Origin of the sequence: Nonomuraea wenchangensis, assembly GCF_900111685.1 — a bacterium.
Taxonomy (GTDB): Bacteria; Actinomycetota; Actinomycetes; order Streptosporangiales; family Streptosporangiaceae; genus Nonomuraea; species Nonomuraea wenchangensis.
Genome location: NZ_FOHX01000005.1, coordinates 478,536 through 499,463, shown reverse-complemented (window position 1 = coordinate 499,463; position 20,928 = coordinate 478,536). Strand labels below are relative to the sequence as shown.

Sequence of the window (20,928 nt, the reverse complement as noted above, 5' to 3'; positions counted from 1 at the left end):
TCACTCCCCCGCCGCGAAGTAGGCGTACGCGTTCTTGCTGATGGTGTAGCGGTCGAGCTGCCGGACGTCGCCGGCGCGCGGATCGGCGGTGAGCACCCGTATCACCGCCGCTTTCCCCTCGCCGCCGCGCTGGGTGATCACGCGCAGCGTCCCGTCGGGGGCGTAGTGAAGCGTGTACGGCGACTCGCCCCGGGCCAGCGACAGGTCCACGGCCGGGGAGACGTCGCCGGTGTCGAGGTCGTACAGGCGCACCCGGGCGGGCCGCTTCGTGACCTCGTCGGCGGCCACCAGCCAGGCGACCGTCCTGCCGTCAGGGGCGAGGGCGTAGAGCATGGCGTTGGCGACGGCCTGGGGCGGGGTGCCGGCGGCCGGGGAGCCGTCGCCGAGCGGGTACGCCCGCAGCGCCATCGTGTGGTCGGCGCGGTAGCGGGAGGCCAGCACCGCGCCGCCGTCGCCGCTGAAGCCGAGCGCGTCGTCGCGGGCGGGCAGCTCGGCGACCGCGCCGGTCGCGACGGTGACCACCTTGGTGGGCAGGCGGGCGGGCTCGTCCTCGTAGTCGATGAGCAGTTTGTCGCCGGTGGGCGACAGCTTGATCTGCAGGTCGTCGGTGCCGACGCCTTTGGGCCGCAGCCGGGCGGGCAGCACCGTGGCCGTGCCGCCGACGCGGCGGACGACGAGGCGGTGGTCCCGGGCGCGTTCGTAGGCGATCACGCGGCCGTCGGCGCTGACGACGAACGTGCTCTGGTCGCGGTTCTCGTAGCCCGCCGCGTCGATCCTGCCGATGGCGGCGTCGCGGACGGTCAGCCGCCGGCCGTCGCGCAGGAGCAGCCGCCAGTGGCCGCAGGGTTCGATGTTGTCGTCGTGCTTGTGATCGACGCAGGACGCGAGCCAGGCGGCGCGCACGGGCGCCGGCCTCGTGCCGGCGTGGGCGGCGGCGGGCGCGAGACCCGCTCCGCCGAGTACCGCCGCGGCCAGGAGGGCGGCGGTGGCCGAAGGGTGCCTCATAGGGTGGTCCTTTCGCTCACCCGCTTAGACAGTGCGGGAGGGCGGCAGGTTCGTCACGGATCGGCCACGGCCGGTCGGTTCACGGGAGGGCGGCCAGGAGCTCGGCGAGGCGGTCCATGGACTCGCGCCCGCCGCGCGCGGCGTCGGCGCGTACGACGGCGTCGCGGGCCTCGACGGACTGGTGCACGGTCTGGGCGACGTAGCGGGTGCCGCCGTCCGCCTCCGCCAGGGTGACCGTCTCCAGGGCGACGTCCTCGGGGGTGCCTTCGTACTGCCAGGTCCGTACGTACCGCTCGGGCGCCACGACGTCGTGGTAGACGCCGCGGAAGGCGTACTCGCGGCCCTCGGCGTCGATGTTGACGTAGCGCCAGTGGCCGCCGGGACGGACCTCCATGCGGTCCACGCGGGTGGCCAGGGAGTGCGGCCCCCACCACCGGGTCACCAGCTCCGGATCGGTGACGGCCCGGAAGACGGCCTCCCGGGGCGCGGCGAAGTGGCGGATCATGACGATGTCGTGCCGTCCGGGCTCGATGACGAACTCGGTCTCACCCATCGGTGTCACTCCCTGGTCGCATGCGCCGGATCTCGCGGTCGAGGCGGTCGAAGCGATCGTCCCACCGGTCGCGGTAGCGGCGGATCCATTCCGAGGCGCCGTCCAGCGGCGCGGTCTCCAGCCGGCACGGACGCCACTGGGCGTCGCGGCCCCGGCTGATCAGCCCGGCCCGCTCCAGCACCTTGAGGTGCTTGGAGACGGCCTGGACGCTCATGTCGAACGGCTCGGCGAGCTCGTTGACCGTCGCCTCCCCCTCGGCCAGGCGGGCGAGGATGGCGCGCCGGGTCGGGTCGGCCAGGGCGGCGAAGGTCAGGCTGAGCGGGTCGTCGGGCACGAGATCAATGATCCACGGTGTCATCGACCCCTGTGTCAGTGGTCGACGATCGCGCCGCAGGAGATGTTCACGGTGGCCGAGGTCATGGTCCTGGCGCGGTCGGAGGCGACGAACGCGGCCACGTCCCCCACGTCGGCGAGCGTCGCCACCCGCCCGAGCAGCGTGGCCCCGGTGATGGACGCGGCGATCTCCTCCTTGGGGCCGTAGCCGTCCGGGATGCTCTCGGGGACGCCGCCGGTCACCATCGTGACGACGCGGACGCCGTACGGGCCGGCCTCGCACGCCCACTGCCGCCGTACGCCCTCCATGGCGTCGAGCGCGACCTTGAACCCGCCGAGGCCCGGCTGCGTCTGCGGCCCGCCGCCGCCGAACATGAGGATCACCCCGGACCTCTGCGGGATCATGTGCCGGACCGCCGCCCTGGTGGTGAGGAACTGCGTGCGGACGGCGGTGGCGACCGGCTGGACGAAGTCCTCGGCGCTGATCTCCAGCAGCGGCTGCTGCACGTCCCCGACGCCGATGGCGTTGAACGAGACGTCGAGGCGGCCGTGCCGGGCGGCGACCCCGCCCGCGAGGGCGTCCACGGCCGCCTCGTCGAGCGCGTCCACCTCGGCGACCTCGGCCGTGCCGCCGGCGGCGTCGATGGCGGCGGCCACCGGGTCGAGCGCCGCCCGGGTGCGGCCGGCGAGCACGACCCGGGCGCCCTCGCGGGCGAAGGCGCGGGCGGCGGCGCCGCCGATCGGTCCGCCGGCGCCGTACACGATCGCGGTCCTGTCCTGAAGGAGCATGCTATTCAACCTTTCGGTTTATCAACCAACAGGTTGAATATAGGCACGCGGTGAGCGCCGCCGTCAAGACGGGCGGCGGATCAGAGTGGGCGGCGGCCCGCGAAGCCCAGGTCGGTGCGGTGGTACCAGGCCAGCTCCGGCTCGCCCTCGATCCAGCAGAGCCGTACGGACACGCCGTCGAGCACCGCGGGGAAGTCCACCAGGACGGGCGCGACGCCCTTCACCTCGATGCCCCGCTCGGCCCATCCGCCGAGGACGTCCTCGATGCGGGCCTCCAGCGCCTTGATCTCGGGAATGCCGCCGAGCTCGGAGTGGTCGCGCACCTGCCGGTCGTGGGCGATCTCGGCGAGGTCGGCGCGGGCGGCGATGACCAGCCCGGCGTCGTCGATGATCTCCGGCAGCAGGGCGCGGGCCTCGTCGACGGTGAAGAGGCGGTTCATCGCGCCCACGTTACCGGTTGGGCTCGTAGGCGTGGACGAGCAGTTTCTCGGCGTGGTCGAGGTAGTCGTCGAGATAGGCGGCGGCCTCCTCCCGCCGCCCGGACTCGACCAGCCCGAGCAGCACCCGGTTGCGCTCCACGAACGGCTCGTGGAAGGCCCGTGGGTTGTCCATCACGTGGAAGACCAGCCGCAGCTCGGCCAGGAGCTGGCGCATGAGCTCGTCGATCCTGGGGCTGCCGTTGAGCGAGACGAGGGCCTGGTGGAAGCGGATGTTGGCGGTGCCGACCCGCTGCCAGTCGTCCTCGGCCGCGGCCCGCTCGGCGTCGCGCATGGCCTCCTTGACCAGCGCGAGGGCCTCCGGCGACGGCGGCCGGCGTACGGCCGAGCCCTCCAGGACGCGCCGCACCCGGTAGAGGTCGAGCACGTCCTCGACGGACGGGAGACGGACGAACACGCCCCGGTTGAGCTGGTGGTCGAGCAGCCGCTCGTGCCCGAGCAGCCGGAACGCCTCGCGCAGCGTGTTGCGCGAGACCCGCAGGGCCTCGGAGATGGCCTCCTCGGAGAGCCGGCGGCCGGGCGGGAAGAAGCCCTCGCTGATGCGCTCGCGCAGGATGTCGGCCACGCGCTCGGCCGTGCTGCTGCGCCCCAGGCGCGGGCGGTCCTGGGAGAGATCGGCGACGAGGTCGTCCACCTTCACAGGAAATCATGGAGCAAAACTCTTGTCGAATTGTTGAACGATCCTTACGTTGAATTTAACCCCTTCGGAGACTCCCCCACGATGAAGGAGCAATCGGATGGCAGGCTCCACTCAACAGACCCGGCGGGTGATCCTCGCCAGCCTGATAGGCACCTCGCTGGAGTGGTACGACTTCTTCCTCTACACAACGGCCGCGACGCTCGTCTTCCCGCAGCTGTTCTTCCCGTCACTCGACCCGTTCAACGCGACGCTGGCCTCGCTGACCACCAACGCGGTGGCGTTCGTGGCCCGGCCGCTCGGCGGGGTGGTGTTCGGCCACTTCGGCGACCGGGTGGGCCGCAAGACCGTGCTGGTGGTGACGTTGCTGGTGATGGGCGTCTCGACGTTCCTCATCGGCGTGCTCCCCGGGTACGCGAGCGTGGGGGTCGCGGCGCCGATCCTGCTGGCGCTGCTGCGCTTCGTCCAGGGGCTCGGGCTCGGCGGCGAGTGGGGCGGCGCGGTGATCATGTCGCTGGAGCACGGCGACGGGCGGCGGCGCGGCTTCAACGCGAGCTGGCCGCAGGTCGGCGTGCCCGCCGGGTATGTCCTCGCCACCGGCCTGCTGACGCTGCTGTCCTTCGTCCAGTCGGACGCGGCGTTCCTGTCGTGGGGGTGGCGGGTGCCGTTCCTGCTGTCGGGGGCGCTGGTGTTCGTCGGCCTGTGGGTGCGGCTGAAGGTCACCGAGTCGCCGCTGTTCGCCGAGGTCGAGCAGCGCGGGGCCAAGGCGAGGATGCCGCTGGTCGAGGTGCTGCGCACGCACCCGCGCGCCCTGCTGTCGGCCTTCACCGCCCGCATCGGGGTGGACGTCGCGTTCTACACCTTCACCGCCTACATCATCGTCTACCTGACCGGGCAGCTCGGCCTGCCGCGCTCGTACGCGCTGAACGCCGTGCTCATCGGCTCGGCGCTGCAGCTCGCGCTGATCCCGCTGTTCGGCGCGCTGTCGGACCGGGTGGGGCGGCGGCCGGTGTACCTCGCGGGCGTCGTCGCGGCGGCCGTGTGGGCGTTCGCGTTCTTCCCGCTGCTGGACACGAGGTCGTTCCCGCTGATCGCGCTGGCCGCGGTGGTGGCGCTGGTGACTCACGCCGCCATGTACGGGCCGCAGGCGGCCTTCATCGCCGAGCTGTTCAGCACCCGGCTGCGCTACAGCGGCGCGTCCATGGGCTACCAGGTGGCCGGGATCGTCGGCGGCGCGCTGGCGCCGATCATCGCGCTCCAGCTCTTCGAGGCTTACCAGACCACGGTGGCGGTGTCGCTCTACGTGGTCGCCGCCCTGGCCATCACCGCCGTGGGCCTGGCCATCGCGCCGGAGACCCGCGACCTGGACCTCGCCGCCGCGCCGGAGCCCGACTCGCGGCCGGTCGGGCCGCTCGCCTGACCCCGGCCGTTCCTTTCTTCTGCCGCGAGAGCGCGGGCGGCGGCTGCCAACGCCGCCCGCGCGGAAGGGCGGTCGCCGTGCCCTCACGATGACGAGACGGCCGGCACGCGGGCCCGCCACCGTCCCTTGAACGCCGCCATCGACGCCAGGAACAGGACCTGCCCGGCGAGCGCCACCCAGAGCCAGGTCTGCCAGCCGGACGCCTCGACCACCATGGGCGAGACCACCAGCAGCGCCACGATCATGACGCGGACGACCATGCCCCAGATGCCGAGCGCGGAGCCCTGCAGCCGGGACTCGACGTCCTCGGCGTTCTCGGAGAAGTTGGCCATCCACGGCACGTACGCGATGCCCATGAACAGGTAGAGCAGCGCGTAGACGGCGGTGACCTGACCGGCGGGGACGCCGGGCCCGATCAGCGCGATGAAGTAGCCGAGCGCCGCCACGGTCAGCACGGTCCCTGCGGCGATGAACGGCTTGCGGAGCTGGAGCCGGTCGGACAGCCGGCCGACGACGACCACCGCGACGGCGTTGAGCACGATGCCGAGCGCGACGACCCGGTTGGCGGCGGCCGGGTCCATGCCGAAACCGCCGCTGAGTATGGTCTGCCCGAAGATCGCGAACGTCCAGTAGAGGACCTGCCAGCCGGTGTTGCCGAGGACGTGCGCCCACAGGTGCGGGTGGCGGAACAGCTCGGCGAGGCGGGCGTGGTAGGCCGGGCCCTCGGCCGCGGTCCCCGCCTGGGCCTCGTGGTGCATCACCTCGGCCCGGAGGGCCGCCGACGGCTCGGCGATCTTCCAGATGATGATCGCGCACAGGCTCAGCGAGACGACGCCCATGATGATCGCCTGCGACCGCCAGGAGTTGCCGAACAGCGGGAGCGTGAAGCCCGCGATGGCGGAGGCCAGGAAGGACGCCCCCACCGGTCCCCACGTCCAGAACGCGAACGCCTGCGCCCGTCCCATGCGGGGCGAGAAGTCGCGTACGAGGGAGGCCGTGATCGTGATGCCCGCGCCCTCGATGAACAGCATGAGGCAGCGCACCCAGAACAGCCCGGCGACGCTGTCCACGGTGGCGAGCAGGAAGTTGCAGGCGGCCGTGATCGTCAGGGTGGGCACCAGGATCGTGACCCGGCCCCACCGGTCGGACAGGATGCCGCCGAACCCCGCCGACAGTCCGCCCACCAGCACCGACAGCGCGGCGATCTGGCCGTAGACGGTCAGCGACATGTCCAGGTCCTGCATGAGCAGCGGCAGGATGGTGGCGATCGTCGTCTCGAAGTTGGCGACCAGGCTCGCCAGCACCGCGATGGACAGCAGGAAGATCCGGCGGCGGCCCACCGGATAGACGCTCAGCTCACGTACGTAGAACGGCTTGGAACGGACATGGAACGGCTTCATTCCCGGCCTCCGGGGGTGGTTCCCAGCTTTCCGTCTCGCGCGCCCAAGTCAACGAGCGGCGCGATCACGATGTGATCTCGATCACTGCCCCGGCGTCGTGACGGAATCGCCATCTATTCACGGAACATCGCTCATGGAATAGGCATAAACTGCGCGCCTGTGAGCCTGCCTGTACGTGAACGTTCCCCTCGCCCGGGCGGCGGTCGCCACCGCCGACCCGTGCCCACGTCCCTGCCGCCGGACGCGCCCATGCTCGTGCTCGCCACCCCCGGCGACACCTCCGGCGTGGCGGAGGAGATCGCCGCCGTCGTGCGCGTCGACAACCCGCAGATCGAGGTACGGCTGACGAGCGTCGCCGACCTGGCGGACGCGCTGCCCGGTGGACGCGAGGCCGTCGTGGTGCCGCTGCTCACCTGGGACGACCCCGTCGTCATGGCCGAGATCGGCAAGGCCGTCGCCGCCACCGGCAGCGGCGCCGTGGTGACCGACGCGCTCGGCCCCCACCCACTGCTGGCCGAGGCCCTGCACATCCGGCTGGCCGAGCGCGGCCTCGCCCGCGCCGACCGGGTGCGCCTGCTCAACGTCTCCAGCCCCGTCGACGCCGTCATCCTCGGCACCGTCGGCGGCGAGCGCGCGGTGCGGGCCGTACAGGCCACCGCCGTGCTGCTGGCCTCCCGGCTCACCCTCCCGGTCGTCGCCGCCTCACTCGACACCGAGCCCGGCGTGAGCGTGGCCGCCCAGCGGCTGCGCGCGGCCGGGGCCCAGCGGCTGGCGATCGCCCCCTGCATGATCGGCCACGAGGCGCCCGCCGGGATCGTCGAGCAAGCCGCCCAGCAGATCGACGCCGGCCACGCCGAGCCGCTCGGCGCGCACGGCGCGGTCGCCGAACTTGTCGCCCGAGCTTACGGTAGTCAACTCGCCACTTGACAAGGGCTTGTGAAGATCGCGGGAATCGCGTTACCGTCTGCGCATGCGGCGCGTGGTATGCAACGGTTTGCGACTCGGCCTTCGTGACGTCACGGAGGCCGACGTCCCAGCCCTCCACGCCGTCTACGGCGACCCCGCCGCCACCCAGCACATGCCGTTCGCGCCCCGTTCGCCGCGGGAGGTCGCCGATCTCGTCGGGCAGGCCATGGAGGCCGCCCGCGCCGAGCCGCGCCTGCTGTACGTGCTCGCCGTGGTGGACGCCGAGCACCACGACGTGATCGGCGTGGCCCGGCTGCGCGTCGAGCCCGAGCACCCGCACAGCGCCGAGATCGGCTTCGGCCTCCACCCCCACCAGTGGGGTCGCGGCATCGGCACCGACCTGGTGCGGCTGCTGCTGTCGTTCGGGTTCAAGCAGCTCGGGCTGCACCGCATCTGGGGCGCCCGCTCCCCCGACAACCTGCCCGCCCAGCTCGCCATGCTGACCGCCGGCATGGTCGAGGAGGGCCGCATCCGGCACCACCTGCGCACGCCCGCCGGCTGGCGGGACTCCGTCGTGCACTCGGTGCTCGAAGACGAATGGACCGAACGCTAGCGCCGTCCGGGCGGCATTTCGAGAGCGGCCCATTCTTTCGCGTTCTGTCAAGGAAGGTCCGTCCATTCCCTGGACCTTTCCCGGCGCCGGTCAAGTCCGCGCGGAATTGTCGGTGCGGCACCCTACGATGAGCCTCCTCACGGAGGGATGGCCTGATGCTCGACTCGCTGATCGTGCCGTTGTTCGTCACCACGGACCTGCCGCCTGACGCCGACCTGGCCGGGTTCGGCGAGCTGCTCGCCGAGACGGTGCGCGAGCTGGGCGGCGGCTACCCGGGATCCCTCACCGGGCGGGTGTTCTGGCTCGACCGCCCCGTGCTGCCGGAGCAGCGACCGGCCGCCGAGGGCGAGCTGCGCTTCGCCGGCATGCTGGGCCACCTCACCGCCACCGGCCCCGATCACACCGTGCGCGAAGTGGTCGGCGACGTCCGGCGAGCGGTCGGCGCCGCCGTGACCGCGCGCTACGGCGACGTGGGCGTCGCACCCGCCGTCTTCGCCATCCGCGACCAGGACGTCCACGAACGCACCCCCGACACCGCCCTCCCGCTCCACACCCACACCGCAACCTCCACGCTCTCCCGCCTGTAACCGAGCGGGACGGTACGCAGCCCTGATCGTGTGTCCGCCCGCGTCAGCGGGGCAGGCCGAGCAGCGCGTACGGCGCCCACAGCTCAGGCTCGGCGGCCCCATACAGCTCGCGCAGTGACAGCACCCCTTCGCGCAGCGCCTGGGCCGGGTCGGCGCCCTCCCGCGTCCGCCCGTGCAGGTCCCGAAGGAGCGCCCGCGTGATCTCGCCGGCGGGCGGCCACAGGGCGAGGAGCACGGTGTGGGCGCCCGCGTGCAGGAACGCCTGTCCGAGCGTGGCGAGCCCGTCACCAGCCCGGGGGCCGCCCGCGCAGCCGGTGAGGACGACGAGGCGGGCCCGTACGCGCAGGCTCATGAGCCGCCTGGCGGTCAGCACGCCGTCGGCCAGCCGCACACCCACGCCCAGCGGGTCGCGCGGATCGTGCACCACGTCGGCGGACAGGTCCACGACGTCCCAGCTCCCGGCCAGGTGAGCGGACGTGGCGGCGCCGCCGGTGCGCGGCTCGGCGCCGAGCAGGGCGGCGGTCCCGGCGTCCGGGTCCGTGCCGTGGGCCATCACCAGCGACCGGCCGTCGGCGCGGACCGGGATGTCGCGGGCCAGCCGGGCCAGGACGGCGGCGGAGGGGGCGTACGTCACCGGGCAGCGCTCGATCAGCGGCGGGCCGCCATCAGGGGCGAGCGCGTGCAACGGCACGCGATGAAGCTCGCGGTGCGGCAGCAGGTGGAGCATCGACAGGTCGTCGCCGAGCTCCCTGAGCGCGTCCGCCAGCAGCAGGTCCGCCAGGCGGCGCCACAGGTCGAGCCGGCGCCTGCGGGCGGCGAGGTCGAGCAGCCCAGGACGTTCGCCGTCGATCCCGGCCACGAACTCGGCCAGCAGCGCCGCATTGGCGGCGCACCCGAACGCGCGCGGCTCGGCCCAGCCGGTGCGGTGAGCGAGCACGGTGACGCCGCCCTCGCCTACGTGGAACCCGAGAAGCCCGACCGGCTCGTCCCGCGCTACCAGCTTGTCCAGCTCGGCCCCGGTCAGAGGAGCGGCCCGCCGGGCGGCCACGTGCCAGGGAGCGAGGGGCTCCAGGTGCCGCCACAAAGTCTCCAGCTCGTCACGTACGGCGTGGGCGCGGCGCACGAGCGCGGCGGCCCGGACGGGATCCCGGACACGCCCGGCCGCCGCGGTCAGGGTGCGGGCCCGGTCGAGGTCGCGTTCCTCGCGCTCCAGCAGCTCCGGGGGGACGCCGGGCGGCGCGGGCCAGCGCCCGTCGCCCAGCCGCGCGGCCAGCGACCGGACCTTGGCCTGCTCGGCCCGCGCCCACGCGGTCCTGCCGCGACCCAGGCGTACGGCGAGGGAGACGGCACGGTCGAGCACGCCCCCCTGCCCGTCCCTACCAGAGGGCACTGAGCCGGCGAGGGGGGTGGGGTGGGGCGTGGCGGGCGTCAGCGTGGCGAGGTCGCAGGCGTGTTCGGCATCCGTGAGGGCGGCGGCGAGGTCGCCGAGCCGGGTGGCCGCGTCCGTACGGTGTTCGAGGGCGAGGCCCAACGCCGGGTCGTGCCCCAGGTCCTCCAGCAGCTCGACGGCCCGGGACAGCCGCTCCCACGCCCGGCCCGGATCGCCGTCGGCGAGGTCCAGCGCGCCGAGAGCGGCCAGCGCGAGCCCTTCCCCACCGCCGAACCCGATCCGCCGCGCCAGGTCGGCCGCCTCCTCCAGATGATCCGCCAGATGGGCCGACGCCGGCGCAGAGGCCAGGGTGCTGAGGGCGATCAGGCTCAGGACCGTGCCCCGGTCGTCGCCCGTCTCGCGGTGGACGGCCAGCGCGCGTTCCAGGAGGGGACCGGCCTGGGCCGTCTCGCCGCGCAGGACGTGTACGAAGGCCAGGTCGGCGTAGTCGCCCCCCAGCCCCGCCCGCTCGGCCAGCTCCTCGCGGAGCACGATGGCGTCCCGGTAGAGGGAGGCCGCGACGTCCAGCTCGCCGCGTTCAAGGTGTAAGGAGGCGCGGCCGGACAGCAGGGGGGCGCGAAGGGCGCGCCAGACCGGAGCCGTCGTGAGGGTCAGGCCCTCGTCGTACGCGCGGGCAGCGTCCGTCCAGCGGGCCTGGTCGGCGAGGGCGCGGGCCAGCGCGGTCAGGGCGTGGACCAGGGGCGAGGGAAGGGCCGGGCCGGCGTCGTCGCGGGCCAGCTCCACGGCGCGGGTGAGATGGCCGATGGCCTCGTCGGGACGGCCGAGTGCGTGCGCGGCGGCCCCCAGATGGCGTAGGTGCTCGATCGTACGGGCGTCCCGCAGCTCGTAGCCCTCGGCGGCGTAGCTGTAGGCGGCGGTGAGGTCGCCGAGGGCCAGGCAGTACGAGGACAGCTTGGCGAGAAGGTGGGAACGGTCCTGCGGAAGGAGCGGGGCGGCGCCGGCGCCGGGGGCGTCGTCGCCCCGGCCTGGCGGGTGGCCGATCCCGCCCTCGTGCCGGGGGTCGCCAACAGGGGCTCCCGGGCGGGCCTCGGGGCGGGCCTGGGCCAGGGCCTGCTCGGCCATGGCGCGGGCCAGCGGAAGATCGCCTGCGGACTCGGCCTCCTCCAGGCGCAGCCACGTTTCCAGGCGTTCGGCGGCGGCCGGGCCGATCGCCTGCACGCGGTCCCGGCCGGCCCGGAGGGTGGTGACGGCCTCGGCCAGGGTGGCCCGGCCGCGCGTGAGGTCGCCGAGAGCGAGCTGAACGGACGCCACCCGGGCGAGGACGTCAGCGTCCAGTCCACCCGACGCAGCCATGGCCACCACGATCTCGAACGGCGCCGCCCCCGCCCACCGGCCCTCCTGCCCGGAGGGTGATGAGGCAGGCGGTTGGGAGCCCGGCTCCCTGGGGGGCGATCCAGTAGAGGGCAATCCGCCGGTGGACGGCGACCCGGTAGACGGCGACCCCGTGGATGACGACCCAGTAGAGGGCGACCCGGTGGACGGCGACCCGGTGGGGGGTTGGGGGGATGGGGTGAGGGTGGTGAGGCCGGATTCCAGGGCGGTGCGGGCGCGGCGGTGTTCGCCGCGTTCCTCCAGGGCGAAGCCGAGCCGGAGCGAGGTGAGGGCGGCCAGGCGGGGCTGGGCGGCGGCGCGGAAGCCGGTGACCGCCTGCTCCAGGGCGTCGATCTGGGCGGGCAGGTCGCCGAGGCGGGCGGCGAGCGAGGCCAGGCGGTCCCGTACGACGGCTTCTTTCAGAGGGTCGGCGGCGGCCTGGCCGAGAGCGGCGCGCAGGCGTTCCCCGGCGGCCAGGAACTCCCCCAGGCGTTCGTCCAGCACCGCCCGGTGCAGCGTGGCGAGGAAGAGGGCGTCCAGGTCGCCGCCGGCAGCGGCCAGGTCCAGGGCGCGGTCCAGCTCCGTGGCCGCGTCCTCCGACAGGTCGAGGGCGGACAGGGCGGCGGCGCGCATGGTCAGGGCCGTCGCCTCCTTGCCGTGGGCGCGCAGCCGCGCGAACGCCTCCGCCGCCGCCCCGAACTCCTCCAGCGCCCGCCCGGCCTCCCCCTGCCCGTAGGCGAGCGCGCCGAGGTTGTAGCGGACGGCGGCCGAGCCGTCCAGGTGCCCGATCGCCTGGTACTCGGCCTCGGCCAGTTCAAAGGCCGCCCGCGCCCCCGCCGGGTCGCCGGTGGCGCGGCGGCGCTGGGCGATGCGGTACCACTCGTCGGCGGGCTCGCGCCGCCCGCCCCGGCGCCGTACGACCTCGACCAGGCGGGCCTCGCAGGCGGCGGCCGGCGCGTGGTGGCCGCGTACGGACAGGAGAACGGCGTGCGCGTCCAGCGCGCGGCAGGCGTCCTCCCAGGCGCCGGCGGCCTCCAGCTCGATGGCGCAGGCGGCGATGCGCTCCCCGGCGGCGGTGAGATCGCCCTGATCGACGGCGGCGCGGGCGGCCGGGACCAGCACCAGGGCCGCCTCCCTCGGCTCCCCCAGCGCCAGGTACACCTCACGGGCGCGGGCCGCGCAGGCCAGGGCGGCGGCGGGGTCCGCGGCGGCCAAGTACGCCTCGGCGGCGCGCATCTGGTGGACCGCCTCGCGGGCGCCCAGCCCGGCTCCGGCGCAGAGGGCGATCGCCCGCAGGTGCTGCTCGACGGCCCCCGCAGGGTCGCCCGCGCGCAGCAGTACGTCGCCCAGGTGGCCCAGTTGCTCCGCCTCGGCCGGGAGGTCGCCGAGCGTGCGGTGGACGGCGGCGGCACGTTCGAACGCCTCGGCGGCGCGGGCCGGGTCGTTCAGGTGGTCGTGGTTGACGCCCTGGAGGGACAGGGCGTGCGCGGTAAGGGCACGGTCGCCCTCGTCGTCGAAGGCGGCGGCGGCGCGGGCGAGTACGGTGCCGGCGGTACGGCGCCGACCGGCGTCGGCCAGCCGGAGCCCGGTCTCCAGGAGGAACGCGCCACGGCCGAGTTCTCCGCGCGGGCCAGAGGTGCTCGCCGTGGGGTGGCGTTCGGCGTACGCGAGGAGTTTGAGCGTCAGGGGCTCGTCGGACGTCTGGAGGGCCAGGTCGGCGGCGGCCCTGGCGAGATGTTCGTCGACGGGCAGCCGGGTGGGGTCGGTGAGCAGGACGTCGAGCTGCGCCAGCAGGTCGGGGTCGCCGTCCCTGGCGAGGGCCAGGGCCTCGCCGAGGTCGCGCGGGTCGCCGCCGTGGGAGAAGCGGGCGAGCAGGGCGCGGGAGAGCAGGCGGTGGGCGGGGATCTGGTCGCGGGAGCTCTTCACGGCCAGTTCGGCGGCCTGGCGGGCGGTCAGCACCGCGCCGTCGAGGTCCTCCGCACGGTGCGGCGCGGCGTCCTGGTGGGTGGCGCGCCAGCGGAGCAGCTCGGAGAGCAGCGTGTACGCCTCCAGCCGCGGCGTCAGCCGGTCACCGGTGGCCAGGGCCTCGCGCAGGGCGGCGACCGCCTCGGCGGCGGTGGACGGGGTGAGCCGGAGGCGCAGGGCGCGGGCGAGCAGGAGCAGCGCGGCGGGGCGGGCCGGGTCGTCCACGGCGTGGGCGGCCAGGGCGGTACGGGCTGCTGCGACGGGAGCGGCGGGGTCGCCGCCCGTGGTCAGGGTGCGTTCGAGGAGGGTGGCGGCGAGGTCGGCGAGGAGCCTGGGGCGGTCGGGGTGGCCGGGCGGGACCTCCCGGGTGGCCTCCCGGAGGGTTTCGACGGCGACGTCGAGGTCCTGCTGCGCGCCGGTCGCCTCGTAGCGCCGCCGGCGCCGCTCACCGAGCAGGGCGAGGCGGGCGAGCGGGTCCACGGAGAGCCGCCGAGCCAGCTCGAAGGTGGCGCGGTACGCGACCCGATCAGCGGTGAGGGGGGTCGCGGGGATGGGCGGCAGGTCCCCGCCCGGGTCGGCGTCCAGGGCGGGAGGACCACCGGGCGCGTACGGGCCGCCCGTGGCATCGGGGTCGTCAGAGCGGGCGGGACCATCCGAACGGGCGAGGCCGCCCGAGCGAGCGGGGTCGCCCAAAGAGGCGGGACCGTCTGAACGGGCAAGGCCGTCCAGAGAGGCGGGACTGTCCGAACGGGCGGAGCCGTCCAAAGGGGCGGGGCTGTCCCAGATCGTGGTGTCGGACGGGAAGTCCGCAGCAAGGGTCGGGAGGCCGAGGGCCTGGAGCATTTCGTGGCCCGCTTCCAGCGACCGTTCGTCCCCCGTCACCACATACCACTCGACCAGCCCCGCAGCGTACGGCCCCAGCACCCCGGGATGCGCCCACCGCTCGTGCCAGAAGTCGAGCGCGCACTGCCCCACCCGGATGAAGGCGAGCAGGTCGTCGTCCAGGCAGGAGCGGGCGGCGCGGGCTTGGGCGAGGCCGACGAGGCTGAGCAGCGCGCGGGAGCGTTCGCGGCTGCCGGGCTCGGACTCGGCGGCCGACAGGTACGCCCGCACCAGGTCCTCGTCGTCGGGCACGGCCAGGGCGAGCGCGGCGGCCAGCTCTGCCAGGTGGGTGGCCTCGCCGGGAGCGGCGAGGGCGGCCCTGAACAGCACGTGTACGGCGTCGTCGAGGAGCTCCCGCTCCCCCGTACGCCCGTGCAGCCGGACGAGCCCGCCGCCGAGCAGGGCCAGCGCGCCGGGCGCCCACGACGGGTCGGCGGAGCGCATGGCCTGCTGCAGCAGCAGCTCGCCGAGCCGGTCGGCGGCGTCGGCGGTGAGCTGGGCGGCGGCGCGCCGGACGAGGGCGTGCACGAGCAGCCCGACGTGCGGGTACGCCGCCGGGTCCACGTGCCGGAACACCTCCTCGACCAGCCCCGCCCAGGTGCCGGCCGCGTCGGCGGACGGTACGGAGGCGCCGCGCAGCTTCTCCGGCAGCCGCGCGGGGTCGAGCACGGCCACGGCGGCGAAGAAGGCGCCCGCGACGGCGGCGTCCTGGTTGGTACGCGGGTCGAGGCGGTACCGGGCGAGGTGGAGCATGCCGATCAGCCGCCAGGTGGCGGCGTCGGAGCGGTCGCCGGCGCAGGCCCGCATCGCCTGCTCGGCCTCGATCAGCGCCGCGGGGTCCCAGATCAGCTCGGGATCCGCGGCCTGCTCGAACCGCTCGATGCGGGCGGCCAGCGTCTCGGCCGGATCGGTCATGGGCACAGGCTCTCACCGGCGCGCCCGTGCGTACAGTTCGGGGCGGGCCCGGGCGGCGGGGGGCAACACTTCGTACAGACGCCGGGGGCGGCGGTGCAGGGCTCTTTCTGGTGGGTAGGTCGCGGGCATGCTCTATGGCAAGGAACATGTCCGGCGTTATCAGGAGACCGACGGCGCGGAGGGGCACGACTGGAACAACACCACCGTCCTGCTGCTGACCACGAAGGGCCGCAACTCGGGCCGGCCGTACACCACACCGCTGATCTACCAGCGCCACGGCGACGTCTACCTGGTCGTGGCCTCCTACGGCGGCGCGCCCGAGGACCCGCAGTGGTTCAAGAACCTGAGGGCGGACCCCGAGGTCGAGGTGCAGGTCAAGGGCGAGAGGTTCGCGGCGCGGGCCCGCCCGGCCCGGCCCGAGGAGAAGCCGGAGATGTGGCGGGTCATGACGGCGACGTGGCCGCAGTACGACGAGTACCAGCAGAAGACCGACCGGGAGATCCCGATCGTCGTCCTGGAACGCGCCTGAGGTGACCTCGCGGGCGGGAGCGGAACCCGCCGCCCGCGGGACGGGTCATGACGTCGCGAGCAGTGTGGCGTAGAGCTCCATGGTGCGGTGGGCGATGCGCTCCCACGAGAAGTGCTCGACCGCCCGCGCCCGTCCGGCGAGGCCCATGGCTCGGGCCCGTCCGGGGTCGCGCAGCAGCGTGTTGACCCGCTCGGCGAGGTCGGCGGCGAAGCGGTCGGGGTCGTGCGGGGTGCCGTCGCGCTCCTGGGAGATGGGCACGAGCAGGCCGGTCTCGCCGTCGGCGACGACCTCGGGGATGCCGCCGGTGGCCGTGGCGACGACGGCCGTCTCGCAGGCCATCGCCTCCAGGTTGACGATGCCCATGGGCTCGTAGACCGACGGGCACACGAACACCGCGGCGTGCGTGAGGAGCTGGATGATCTGCGGCTTCGGCAGCATCTCCTGGATCCAGTGGACGCCGTCGCGGTCGAGGTCGCGTACGAGCCCGCTCACCTCGGCGGCGATCTCGGGGGTGTCGGGCGCGCCGGCGCAGAGCACGAGCTGAGCGTCCGGGTCGAACGAGCGCGCCGCGTGCAGCAGGTGGACCAGGCCCTTCTGGCGGGTGATGCGGCCGACGAAGATGACGTACGGGCGGGCGGGGTCGATGCCGTGCCGGGCGAGGACGTCGGTGCCGGGGTCGGGGGCGTATTCGGCGGTGTCGATGCCGTTGTGGATGACGGTGACCTTCTCCGGCGCGATCTCGGGATAGGCGGCCAGCACGTCGCGGCGCATGCCCTCCGAGACCGCGATGACGGCGTCCGCGGCGGCGAGGGCGGTGCGCTCGGCCCAGGAGGAGATCGTGTAGCCGCCGCCGAGCTGCTCGGCCTTCCACGGCCGCAGCGGCTCCAGGCTGTGCGTGGTGATGACGTGCGGGACGCCGTGCAGGAGCTTGGCGACATGCCCGGCGAAGTTGGCGTACCAGGTATGGGAGTGCACGAGGTCGGTTCCCTCGCAGGCGGCGGCCATCTCCAGGTCGACGCCGAGCACCTGCAGGGCGGCGTTGGCCTTCTCCAGCCCGCCCGGCACCCGGTAGGCGGAGACGCCCGGCTCGGCGCGGTCGGCGCCGAAGCAGCGCACCCGTACGTCGGCCAGCGGACGCAGCTCCCGGGCGAGGTATTCCATGTGCACCCCGGCGCCGCCGTACACCTCGGGCGGATACTCCCGGCTGAGTAGATCAACGCGCATAGAGACGACCTTACGATCAACGCGAGCATGGGGAACACCACCGACGAGCCGGGGTCGCCGACCCCCGCCGGGCCCGCAAGCGGCAAATCGGGACACGAGGGAAGTTAGCCGCACCGGGATTCGTCGATAGAACGGCCATTTGAGGGTAGCGTCTCGGGCATGAGGTCCCGGAGGGTACTTGCGGTCGTGCTGGCAGGTGGAGAGGGTAAGAGGCTCATGCCGCTCACGGCGGATCGGGCCAAACCAGCGGTGCCGTTCGGGGGGATATATCGCCTCGTAGACTTCGTGCTGTCCAATCTGGCGAACGGCGGCTTCCTGAAGATCGTCGTACTGACCCAGTACAAGAACCACAGCCTCGACAGGCACGTCTCGCGCACCTGGCGGCTGTCGGCGATGCTCGGCAACTACGTGACGCCGGTGCCCGCGCAGCAGCGGCTCGGCCCGCGATGGTTCTCCGGCTCGGCCGACGCGCTGTTCCAGAACCTCAACCTCATCTACGACGAGATGCCCGAGCACGTGATCGTGTTCGGCGCGGACCACATCTACCGGATGGATCCGCGTCAGATGGTCGAGCAGCACGAGGACTCCGGCGCGGACGTGACCGTGGCCGCGATCCGGCAGCCGCTGTCGCTGGCCGACCAGTTCGGCGTCATCGAGACCGACCCCGAGGGGCGCAGGATCGTCGCGTTCAGGGAGAAGCCGAAGGACGCGGTGGGGCTCGCCGACTCCCCCGACGAGGTCTACGCCTCGATGGGCAACTACGTGTTCAAGACCCAGTCGATGATCGACGCGCTGCGCGAGGACGCGCTCGACCCGACCAGCAAGCACGACCTGGGCGGCAACATCATCCCGATGCTGGTCAAGTCGGGCGGCGCCGACGTCTACGACTTCAAGAACAACATCGTCCCCGGCTCCACCGAGCGCGACCGCGGCTACTGGCGCGACGTGGGGACGCTGGACGCCTACTACGAGGCCCACATGGACCTCATCTCGGCGCATCCGGTGTTCAACCTCTACAACGACAAGTGGCCGATCTTCACCGGCCACGACCCGCTGCCGCCGGCCAAGTTCGTCCACAACGAGGGCGACCGGGTGGGACGGGCCATCGACTCGCTGGTCTCGCCCGGCGTGATCGTCTCGGGCGGCACCGCCGTCCGCTCGGTCCTGTCACCGAAAGTGGTGCTCCACTCGCACGCGCTGGTGGAGGACTCCGTGCTGATGGAGAACGTCAAGATCGGGCGGGGCGCGATCGTGCGCAAGGCGATCATCGACAAGAACGTCGTGATCCCCGACGGCGCGCGGATCGGGTTCGACGCGGACTACGACCGCACACGCTTCGCCCTCACGCGCGGCGGCGTCGTGGTCATCGGCAAGAACGAGATCGTGGACCGCTGAGCGGCGGGGCACAGGGAGTTGTCCCGGGGTGCTCGCGCGGCCCCGGGACCGGTCCGCCCTAGAGGTCTCCAGTGACGGCGTGCGTGGTGGCCGGGTAGCGGTAACCGTTGGCGCCCCAGGTGCGCTCGTGCTCCTCGGGCTCGATCCAGCCCCAGCCAGGGCCTCGGACGCGGCCGTCGCGGCCGTGTTTGTCGTCCCGGTCGTCGCTCTGGCAGGACTTGGACTCCCGGCTCGTGAACCAGATGCGCTCAGCTTCAGCGTCGATGCCGGACGAGTGGGTCTTGTCGCTGGAGCCGAGGTCGCAGTGCACGCCGGCGTTCGCCGGGCCGGCCACGCCGGTGATCGCGACAGCGGCGGCGAGCACGCCGCCGACGGCTATGAGATCACCTTTCACCATTCCTCCCTGTGATCACGATGTGACATTACTTGCTCACTCTAAGCAGCTAAGGGCGATACGACGGGTAACGCCACGCGGTGACCTTTGATCACCCATTTAGGCCTTGATGCCGTACCCGTACCCGAAGAGGTCTTCAAGGTCTCCTTGATCGGATTCAAGGAGACCTTGAAGTACGGCGCCCGTCAGAGCGCGAGCGTTCCTCCTGAACCCCAGCGTGCAGGCCGGTCCTGGCCTTGAATGGAGGCCCTGACGGTGGCCAGGTTCGCGCCGCAGGTCGAGCCCGCGTCATAGGAGCGGGACCAGAAATGCCCGCCCCACAGATACTTGCGGACGTGAGTGTCGTACTCCTTGCGCGGGTAACGGGCCGAGACGCTTTTGAGGGAGTTGACCAGGACGCTCAGGGCAACCTTGGATGGGATGTTCACCAGCAGGTGGACATGGTCGTCCCCGCCGTTGGACTCGATCAGGTCGACCTCGAAGCTCGCGCAGACGTCCCGCATGATCTCCTCGCAGCGGGTCAGCATCGGCGCGGTGAACAGGCCCCGCCGGTATCCGGTCACGAACACGAGATGGACACCGAGTTCGTGCACGCAGTGTCTTCCTCTGTTTACATTCAGGGGTTGGCCCGTGACACCGAACGCTACGATCGCTGGCGTGGAGGGGGAGAAGCGGGTTCGGGCGCACGTGGCGCGGCTGGACCTGGACCGGGCGCAGAGCGCCGCCCTGGAAAGTCAGGCGCACTGCGCGCGTGCCCTGTGGAACCTGCTGCATGAGTACACGACGTTCCGGCAGGGCCGCCTGGCGTCGCTGAAGGACTGCGACGAGGCGATCCGCACGGCACGCCGGGAGATCTCCTGGCTGAACGACCTGCCCGCCCAAGCCGCCCAAGCGGTGCTGAAGACCTACCGGCGGGCGTGGGCGAACTTCTTCGACCCCGGGCATCCCGCCGGACGGCCCGCGTTCAAGGGCCGCTTGCGGTCGCGGATGGCCGTCGATGTCCCCCAAGCCCGCGACCTGCGCATCATCCGGATCAACCGCAGGTGGGGCGCGGTGAACCTGCCCAAGATCGGCCGGGTCCGGTTCCGGTGGACCAAAGGCCTGCCCGGCGTCACCAAGGGCTCACCTCCAGGGCGGATCACCGGGGCGCGGCTGGTCAAGGACGCGCTCGGCTGGCACATCGTCTTCCGTACCGAACGGCACGTCCCGGTCCCGGCCCCGCACCGGGGACCGGCAGTGGGGATGGACCGGGGCATCGCCGTTCCCCTCGCCCTGTCCACGGGGGACCGCCTCACGCATGGGCCGTGGCTCACCGACGGGGAGCAGGCCCGGCTGCTGCGCCTGGAACGCGCGAGCGCTCGCCGGCGCACCCACCGTGTCAAGGGCGCCCCGGCCTCCAACCGGGAGCAGCGCACCTACGACCAGATCGCCAAGCTCCGCGCGAAAGCCAAGCGCCGGGCCCTGGACTGGCAGCACCAGACCACCACGACGCTGGCCGAGAGGTTCAGCGTGATCGTGGTGGAAGACCTCCGCATCGTGAACATGATGGCCTCGGCGGCAGGGACCGTGGAGGAACCCGGCCGGGGCGTCGCCCAGAAGCGGGGCCTGAACCGGGCCATCGCAGGGGAGGCGTGGAGCCGCACGGTAGATCTTCTGACCTACAAGACCGCTGATCGGGGCGGCCTGGTGGCCAAGGTCCCGCCACACGGCACCAGCCGCCAGTGCCACCGCTGCCACACCACCGTGCCGGGCTCACGCGAGAGTCAAGCCCGGTTCGCGTGCAAGAACCCGGCGTGCGGATGGATCGGCAACGCCGACACCAACGCCGCCAGAAACCAGCTCCACCGGTACACCACTGCCGCCGGACGGGCGGTCACAGGGCGTGGAGACTCCGAGATGTCGGGGTCGGTGAAGCGCCAAGCATCCTGTCCCACAGTCTCGCCCGCTCCCGCGCCGCGAGCTGCTGCGTAAGCAGCACAGGAATCCTCCACACTCATGTGAAGGAGCGCGTCAAAACGTCGAGTGCTCGCGGTACGGTACGTCATCGCGACCGGCGAGTCACCCGTGGTCGGCTGGGGCCGGGTGCCGCCGGGCTGGCCGCTGTGGGTGCCGCTGTCCGTCCT

General features: G+C 73.0%; 18 protein-coding genes. 7 read left to right on the top strand and 11 right to left on the bottom strand.

The genetic code is table 11. The annotated features are described in order from the left end of the window. The 6 genes from BMW85_RS18140 to BMW85_RS18115 all read right to left on the bottom strand — a co-directional run bounded on the left by BMW85_RS18140 (position 1) and on the right by BMW85_RS18115 (position 3,817). On the bottom strand, positions 1 to 1,005 hold the full coding sequence (locus tag BMW85_RS18140) for a hypothetical protein (RefSeq protein ID WP_091082585.1): 1,005 nt from the start codon (positions 1,003 to 1,005) through the stop codon (positions 1 to 3). A 79-nt stretch (positions 1,006 to 1,084) separates the two neighbouring features. Then, positions 1,085 to 1,558, bottom strand: a complete 474-nt coding sequence (locus BMW85_RS18135; RefSeq protein WP_091082583.1) for an SRPBCC family protein — start codon at positions 1,556 to 1,558, stop codon at positions 1,085 to 1,087. Next, positions 1,551 to 1,892 (bottom strand): ArsR/SmtB family transcription factor, encoded by a 342-nt coding sequence (locus tag BMW85_RS18130; RefSeq protein WP_091082582.1) that lies wholly within the window; start codon positions 1,890 to 1,892, stop codon positions 1,551 to 1,553. The genes BMW85_RS18135 and BMW85_RS18130 overlap by 8 nt, the downstream gene beginning before the upstream one ends. Before the next feature lie 35 nt (positions 1,893 to 1,927). After that, positions 1,928 to 2,680, bottom strand: coding sequence for an SDR family NAD(P)-dependent oxidoreductase (locus BMW85_RS18125; RefSeq protein WP_091082580.1), 753 nt, complete (start codon positions 2,678 to 2,680; stop codon positions 1,928 to 1,930). 80 nt (positions 2,681 to 2,760) lie between these two features. After that, complete coding sequence (locus BMW85_RS18120; RefSeq protein ID WP_091082954.1) at positions 2,761 to 3,120, bottom strand: DUF2203 domain-containing protein; 360 nt, start codon at positions 3,118 to 3,120, stop codon at positions 2,761 to 2,763. Between the two features lie 10 nt (positions 3,121 to 3,130). After that, positions 3,131 to 3,817, bottom strand: coding sequence for a GntR family transcriptional regulator (locus BMW85_RS18115; protein ID WP_091082579.1), 687 nt, complete (start codon positions 3,815 to 3,817; stop codon positions 3,131 to 3,133). Between the two features lie 97 nt (positions 3,818 to 3,914). Here BMW85_RS18115 and BMW85_RS18110 point away from each other — a divergent pair, with 97 nt between their 5' ends. Continuing rightward, positions 3,915 to 5,234: an MFS transporter gene (locus BMW85_RS18110; protein WP_177240734.1), complete on the top strand. Its 1,320-nt coding sequence runs from the start codon at positions 3,915 to 3,917 to the stop codon at positions 5,232 to 5,234. Positions 5,235 to 5,317: 83 nt separating this feature from the next. Here the strand turns inward: BMW85_RS18110 and BMW85_RS18105 are convergent, their stop codons facing one another. Further along, positions 5,318 to 6,634, bottom strand: coding sequence for an MFS transporter (locus BMW85_RS18105; RefSeq protein ID WP_091082576.1), 1,317 nt, complete (start codon positions 6,632 to 6,634; stop codon positions 5,318 to 5,320). A 219-nt stretch (positions 6,635 to 6,853) separates the two neighbouring features. On the opposite strand from BMW85_RS18105, the gene BMW85_RS18100 reads away from it, so the two are divergent. The 3 genes from BMW85_RS18100 to BMW85_RS18090 all read left to right on the top strand — a co-directional run bounded on the left by BMW85_RS18100 (position 6,854) and on the right by BMW85_RS18090 (position 8,740). Next, entirely contained in the window at positions 6,854 to 7,561 is a 708-nt protein-coding gene (locus BMW85_RS18100; protein ID WP_245774884.1) for a sirohydrochlorin chelatase, read from the top strand. A 43-nt stretch (positions 7,562 to 7,604) separates the two neighbouring features. Continuing rightward, the gene (locus tag BMW85_RS18095) at positions 7,605 to 8,153 is read left to right on the top strand and encodes a GNAT family N-acetyltransferase (RefSeq protein ID WP_177240733.1); all 549 of its coding nucleotides are present in this window, start codon (positions 7,605 to 7,607) and stop codon (positions 8,151 to 8,153) included. 155 nt (positions 8,154 to 8,308) lie between these two features. Beyond that, complete coding sequence (locus BMW85_RS18090) at positions 8,309 to 8,740, top strand: hypothetical protein (RefSeq protein WP_091082573.1); 432 nt, start codon at positions 8,309 to 8,311, stop codon at positions 8,738 to 8,740. A gap of 43 nt (positions 8,741 to 8,783) precedes the next feature. Here the strand turns inward: BMW85_RS18090 and BMW85_RS51950 are convergent, their stop codons facing one another. After that, positions 8,784 to 15,263, bottom strand: coding sequence for a CHAT domain-containing tetratricopeptide repeat protein (locus tag BMW85_RS51950; RefSeq protein WP_091082571.1), 6,480 nt, complete (start codon positions 15,261 to 15,263; stop codon positions 8,784 to 8,786). A 127-nt stretch (positions 15,264 to 15,390) separates the two neighbouring features. Here BMW85_RS51950 and BMW85_RS18080 point away from each other — a divergent pair, with 127 nt between their 5' ends. Then, positions 15,391 to 15,792, top strand: a complete 402-nt coding sequence (locus BMW85_RS18080) for a nitroreductase family deazaflavin-dependent oxidoreductase (protein ID WP_091082569.1) — start codon at positions 15,391 to 15,393, stop codon at positions 15,790 to 15,792. A gap of 45 nt (positions 15,793 to 15,837) precedes the next feature. Here BMW85_RS18080 and glgA read toward each other — a convergent pair whose 3' ends face one another. Further along, positions 15,838 to 17,016, bottom strand: coding sequence for a glycogen synthase (gene glgA, locus BMW85_RS18075; RefSeq protein WP_091082567.1), 1,179 nt, complete (start codon positions 17,014 to 17,016; stop codon positions 15,838 to 15,840). A 159-nt stretch (positions 17,017 to 17,175) separates the two neighbouring features. Between glgA and glgC the strand changes: the two genes are divergently transcribed. After that, positions 17,176 to 18,411, top strand: a complete 1,236-nt coding sequence (glgC, locus tag BMW85_RS18070) for a glucose-1-phosphate adenylyltransferase (protein WP_091082565.1) — start codon at positions 17,176 to 17,178, stop codon at positions 18,409 to 18,411. Positions 18,412 to 18,469: 58 nt separating this feature from the next. On the opposite strand, the gene BMW85_RS18065 is transcribed toward glgC, so the two are convergent. Both BMW85_RS18065 and tnpA read right to left on the bottom strand, forming a co-directional pair. Further along, positions 18,470 to 18,808, bottom strand: coding sequence for a hypothetical protein (locus BMW85_RS18065; RefSeq protein ID WP_091082563.1), 339 nt, complete (start codon positions 18,806 to 18,808; stop codon positions 18,470 to 18,472). Positions 18,809 to 18,990: 182 nt separating this feature from the next. Then, positions 18,991 to 19,425 (bottom strand): IS200/IS605 family transposase, encoded by a 435-nt coding sequence (tnpA, locus tag BMW85_RS18060; RefSeq protein ID WP_091082562.1) that lies wholly within the window; start codon positions 19,423 to 19,425, stop codon positions 18,991 to 18,993. Between the two features lie 37 nt (positions 19,426 to 19,462). Between tnpA and BMW85_RS18055 the strand changes: the two genes are divergently transcribed. Further along, positions 19,463 to 20,776, top strand: a complete 1,314-nt coding sequence (locus tag BMW85_RS18055; protein ID WP_245774883.1) for an RNA-guided endonuclease InsQ/TnpB family protein — start codon at positions 19,463 to 19,465, stop codon at positions 20,774 to 20,776. Positions 20,777 to 20,928: the final 152 nt, after the last annotated feature.

Excerpts from the sequence above, each read along its gene's own strand:
- BMW85_RS18095 (WP_177240733.1), top strand. The coding sequence starts at position 7,605 with ATGCGGCGCGTGGTATGCAACGGTTTGCGACTCGGCCTTCGTGACGTC.
- BMW85_RS18080 (WP_091082569.1), top strand. The coding sequence starts at position 15,391 with ATGCTCTATGGCAAGGAACATGTCCGGCGTTATCAGGAGACCGACGGC.
- BMW85_RS18105 (WP_091082576.1), bottom strand. The coding sequence starts at position 6,634 with ATGAAGCCGTTCCATGTCCGTTCCAAGCCGTTCTACGTACGTGAGCTG.
- BMW85_RS18140 (WP_091082585.1), bottom strand. The coding sequence starts at position 1,005 with ATGAGGCACCCTTCGGCCACCGCCGCCCTCCTGGCCGCGGCGGTACTC.
- glgC (WP_091082565.1), top strand. The coding sequence starts at position 17,176 with ATGAGGTCCCGGAGGGTACTTGCGGTCGTGCTGGCAGGTGGAGAGGGT.
- BMW85_RS18110 (WP_177240734.1), top strand. The coding sequence starts at position 3,915 with ATGGCAGGCTCCACTCAACAGACCCGGCGGGTGATCCTCGCCAGCCTG.
- BMW85_RS18090 (WP_091082573.1), top strand. The coding sequence starts at position 8,309 with ATGCTCGACTCGCTGATCGTGCCGTTGTTCGTCACCACGGACCTGCCG.
- BMW85_RS18065 (WP_091082563.1), bottom strand. The coding sequence starts at position 18,808 with ATGGTGAAAGGTGATCTCATAGCCGTCGGCGGCGTGCTCGCCGCCGCT.
- BMW85_RS18120 (WP_091082954.1), bottom strand. The coding sequence starts at position 3,120 with ATGAACCGCCTCTTCACCGTCGACGAGGCCCGCGCCCTGCTGCCGGAG.
- BMW85_RS18125 (WP_091082580.1), bottom strand. The coding sequence starts at position 2,680 with ATGCTCCTTCAGGACAGGACCGCGATCGTGTACGGCGCCGGCGGACCG.
- BMW85_RS51950 (WP_091082571.1), bottom strand. The coding sequence starts at position 15,263 with ATGACCGATCCGGCCGAGACGCTGGCCGCCCGCATCGAGCGGTTCGAG.
- BMW85_RS18135 (WP_091082583.1), bottom strand. The coding sequence starts at position 1,558 with ATGGGTGAGACCGAGTTCGTCATCGAGCCCGGACGGCACGACATCGTC.
- glgA (WP_091082567.1), bottom strand. The coding sequence starts at position 17,016 with ATGCGCGTTGATCTACTCAGCCGGGAGTATCCGCCCGAGGTGTACGGC.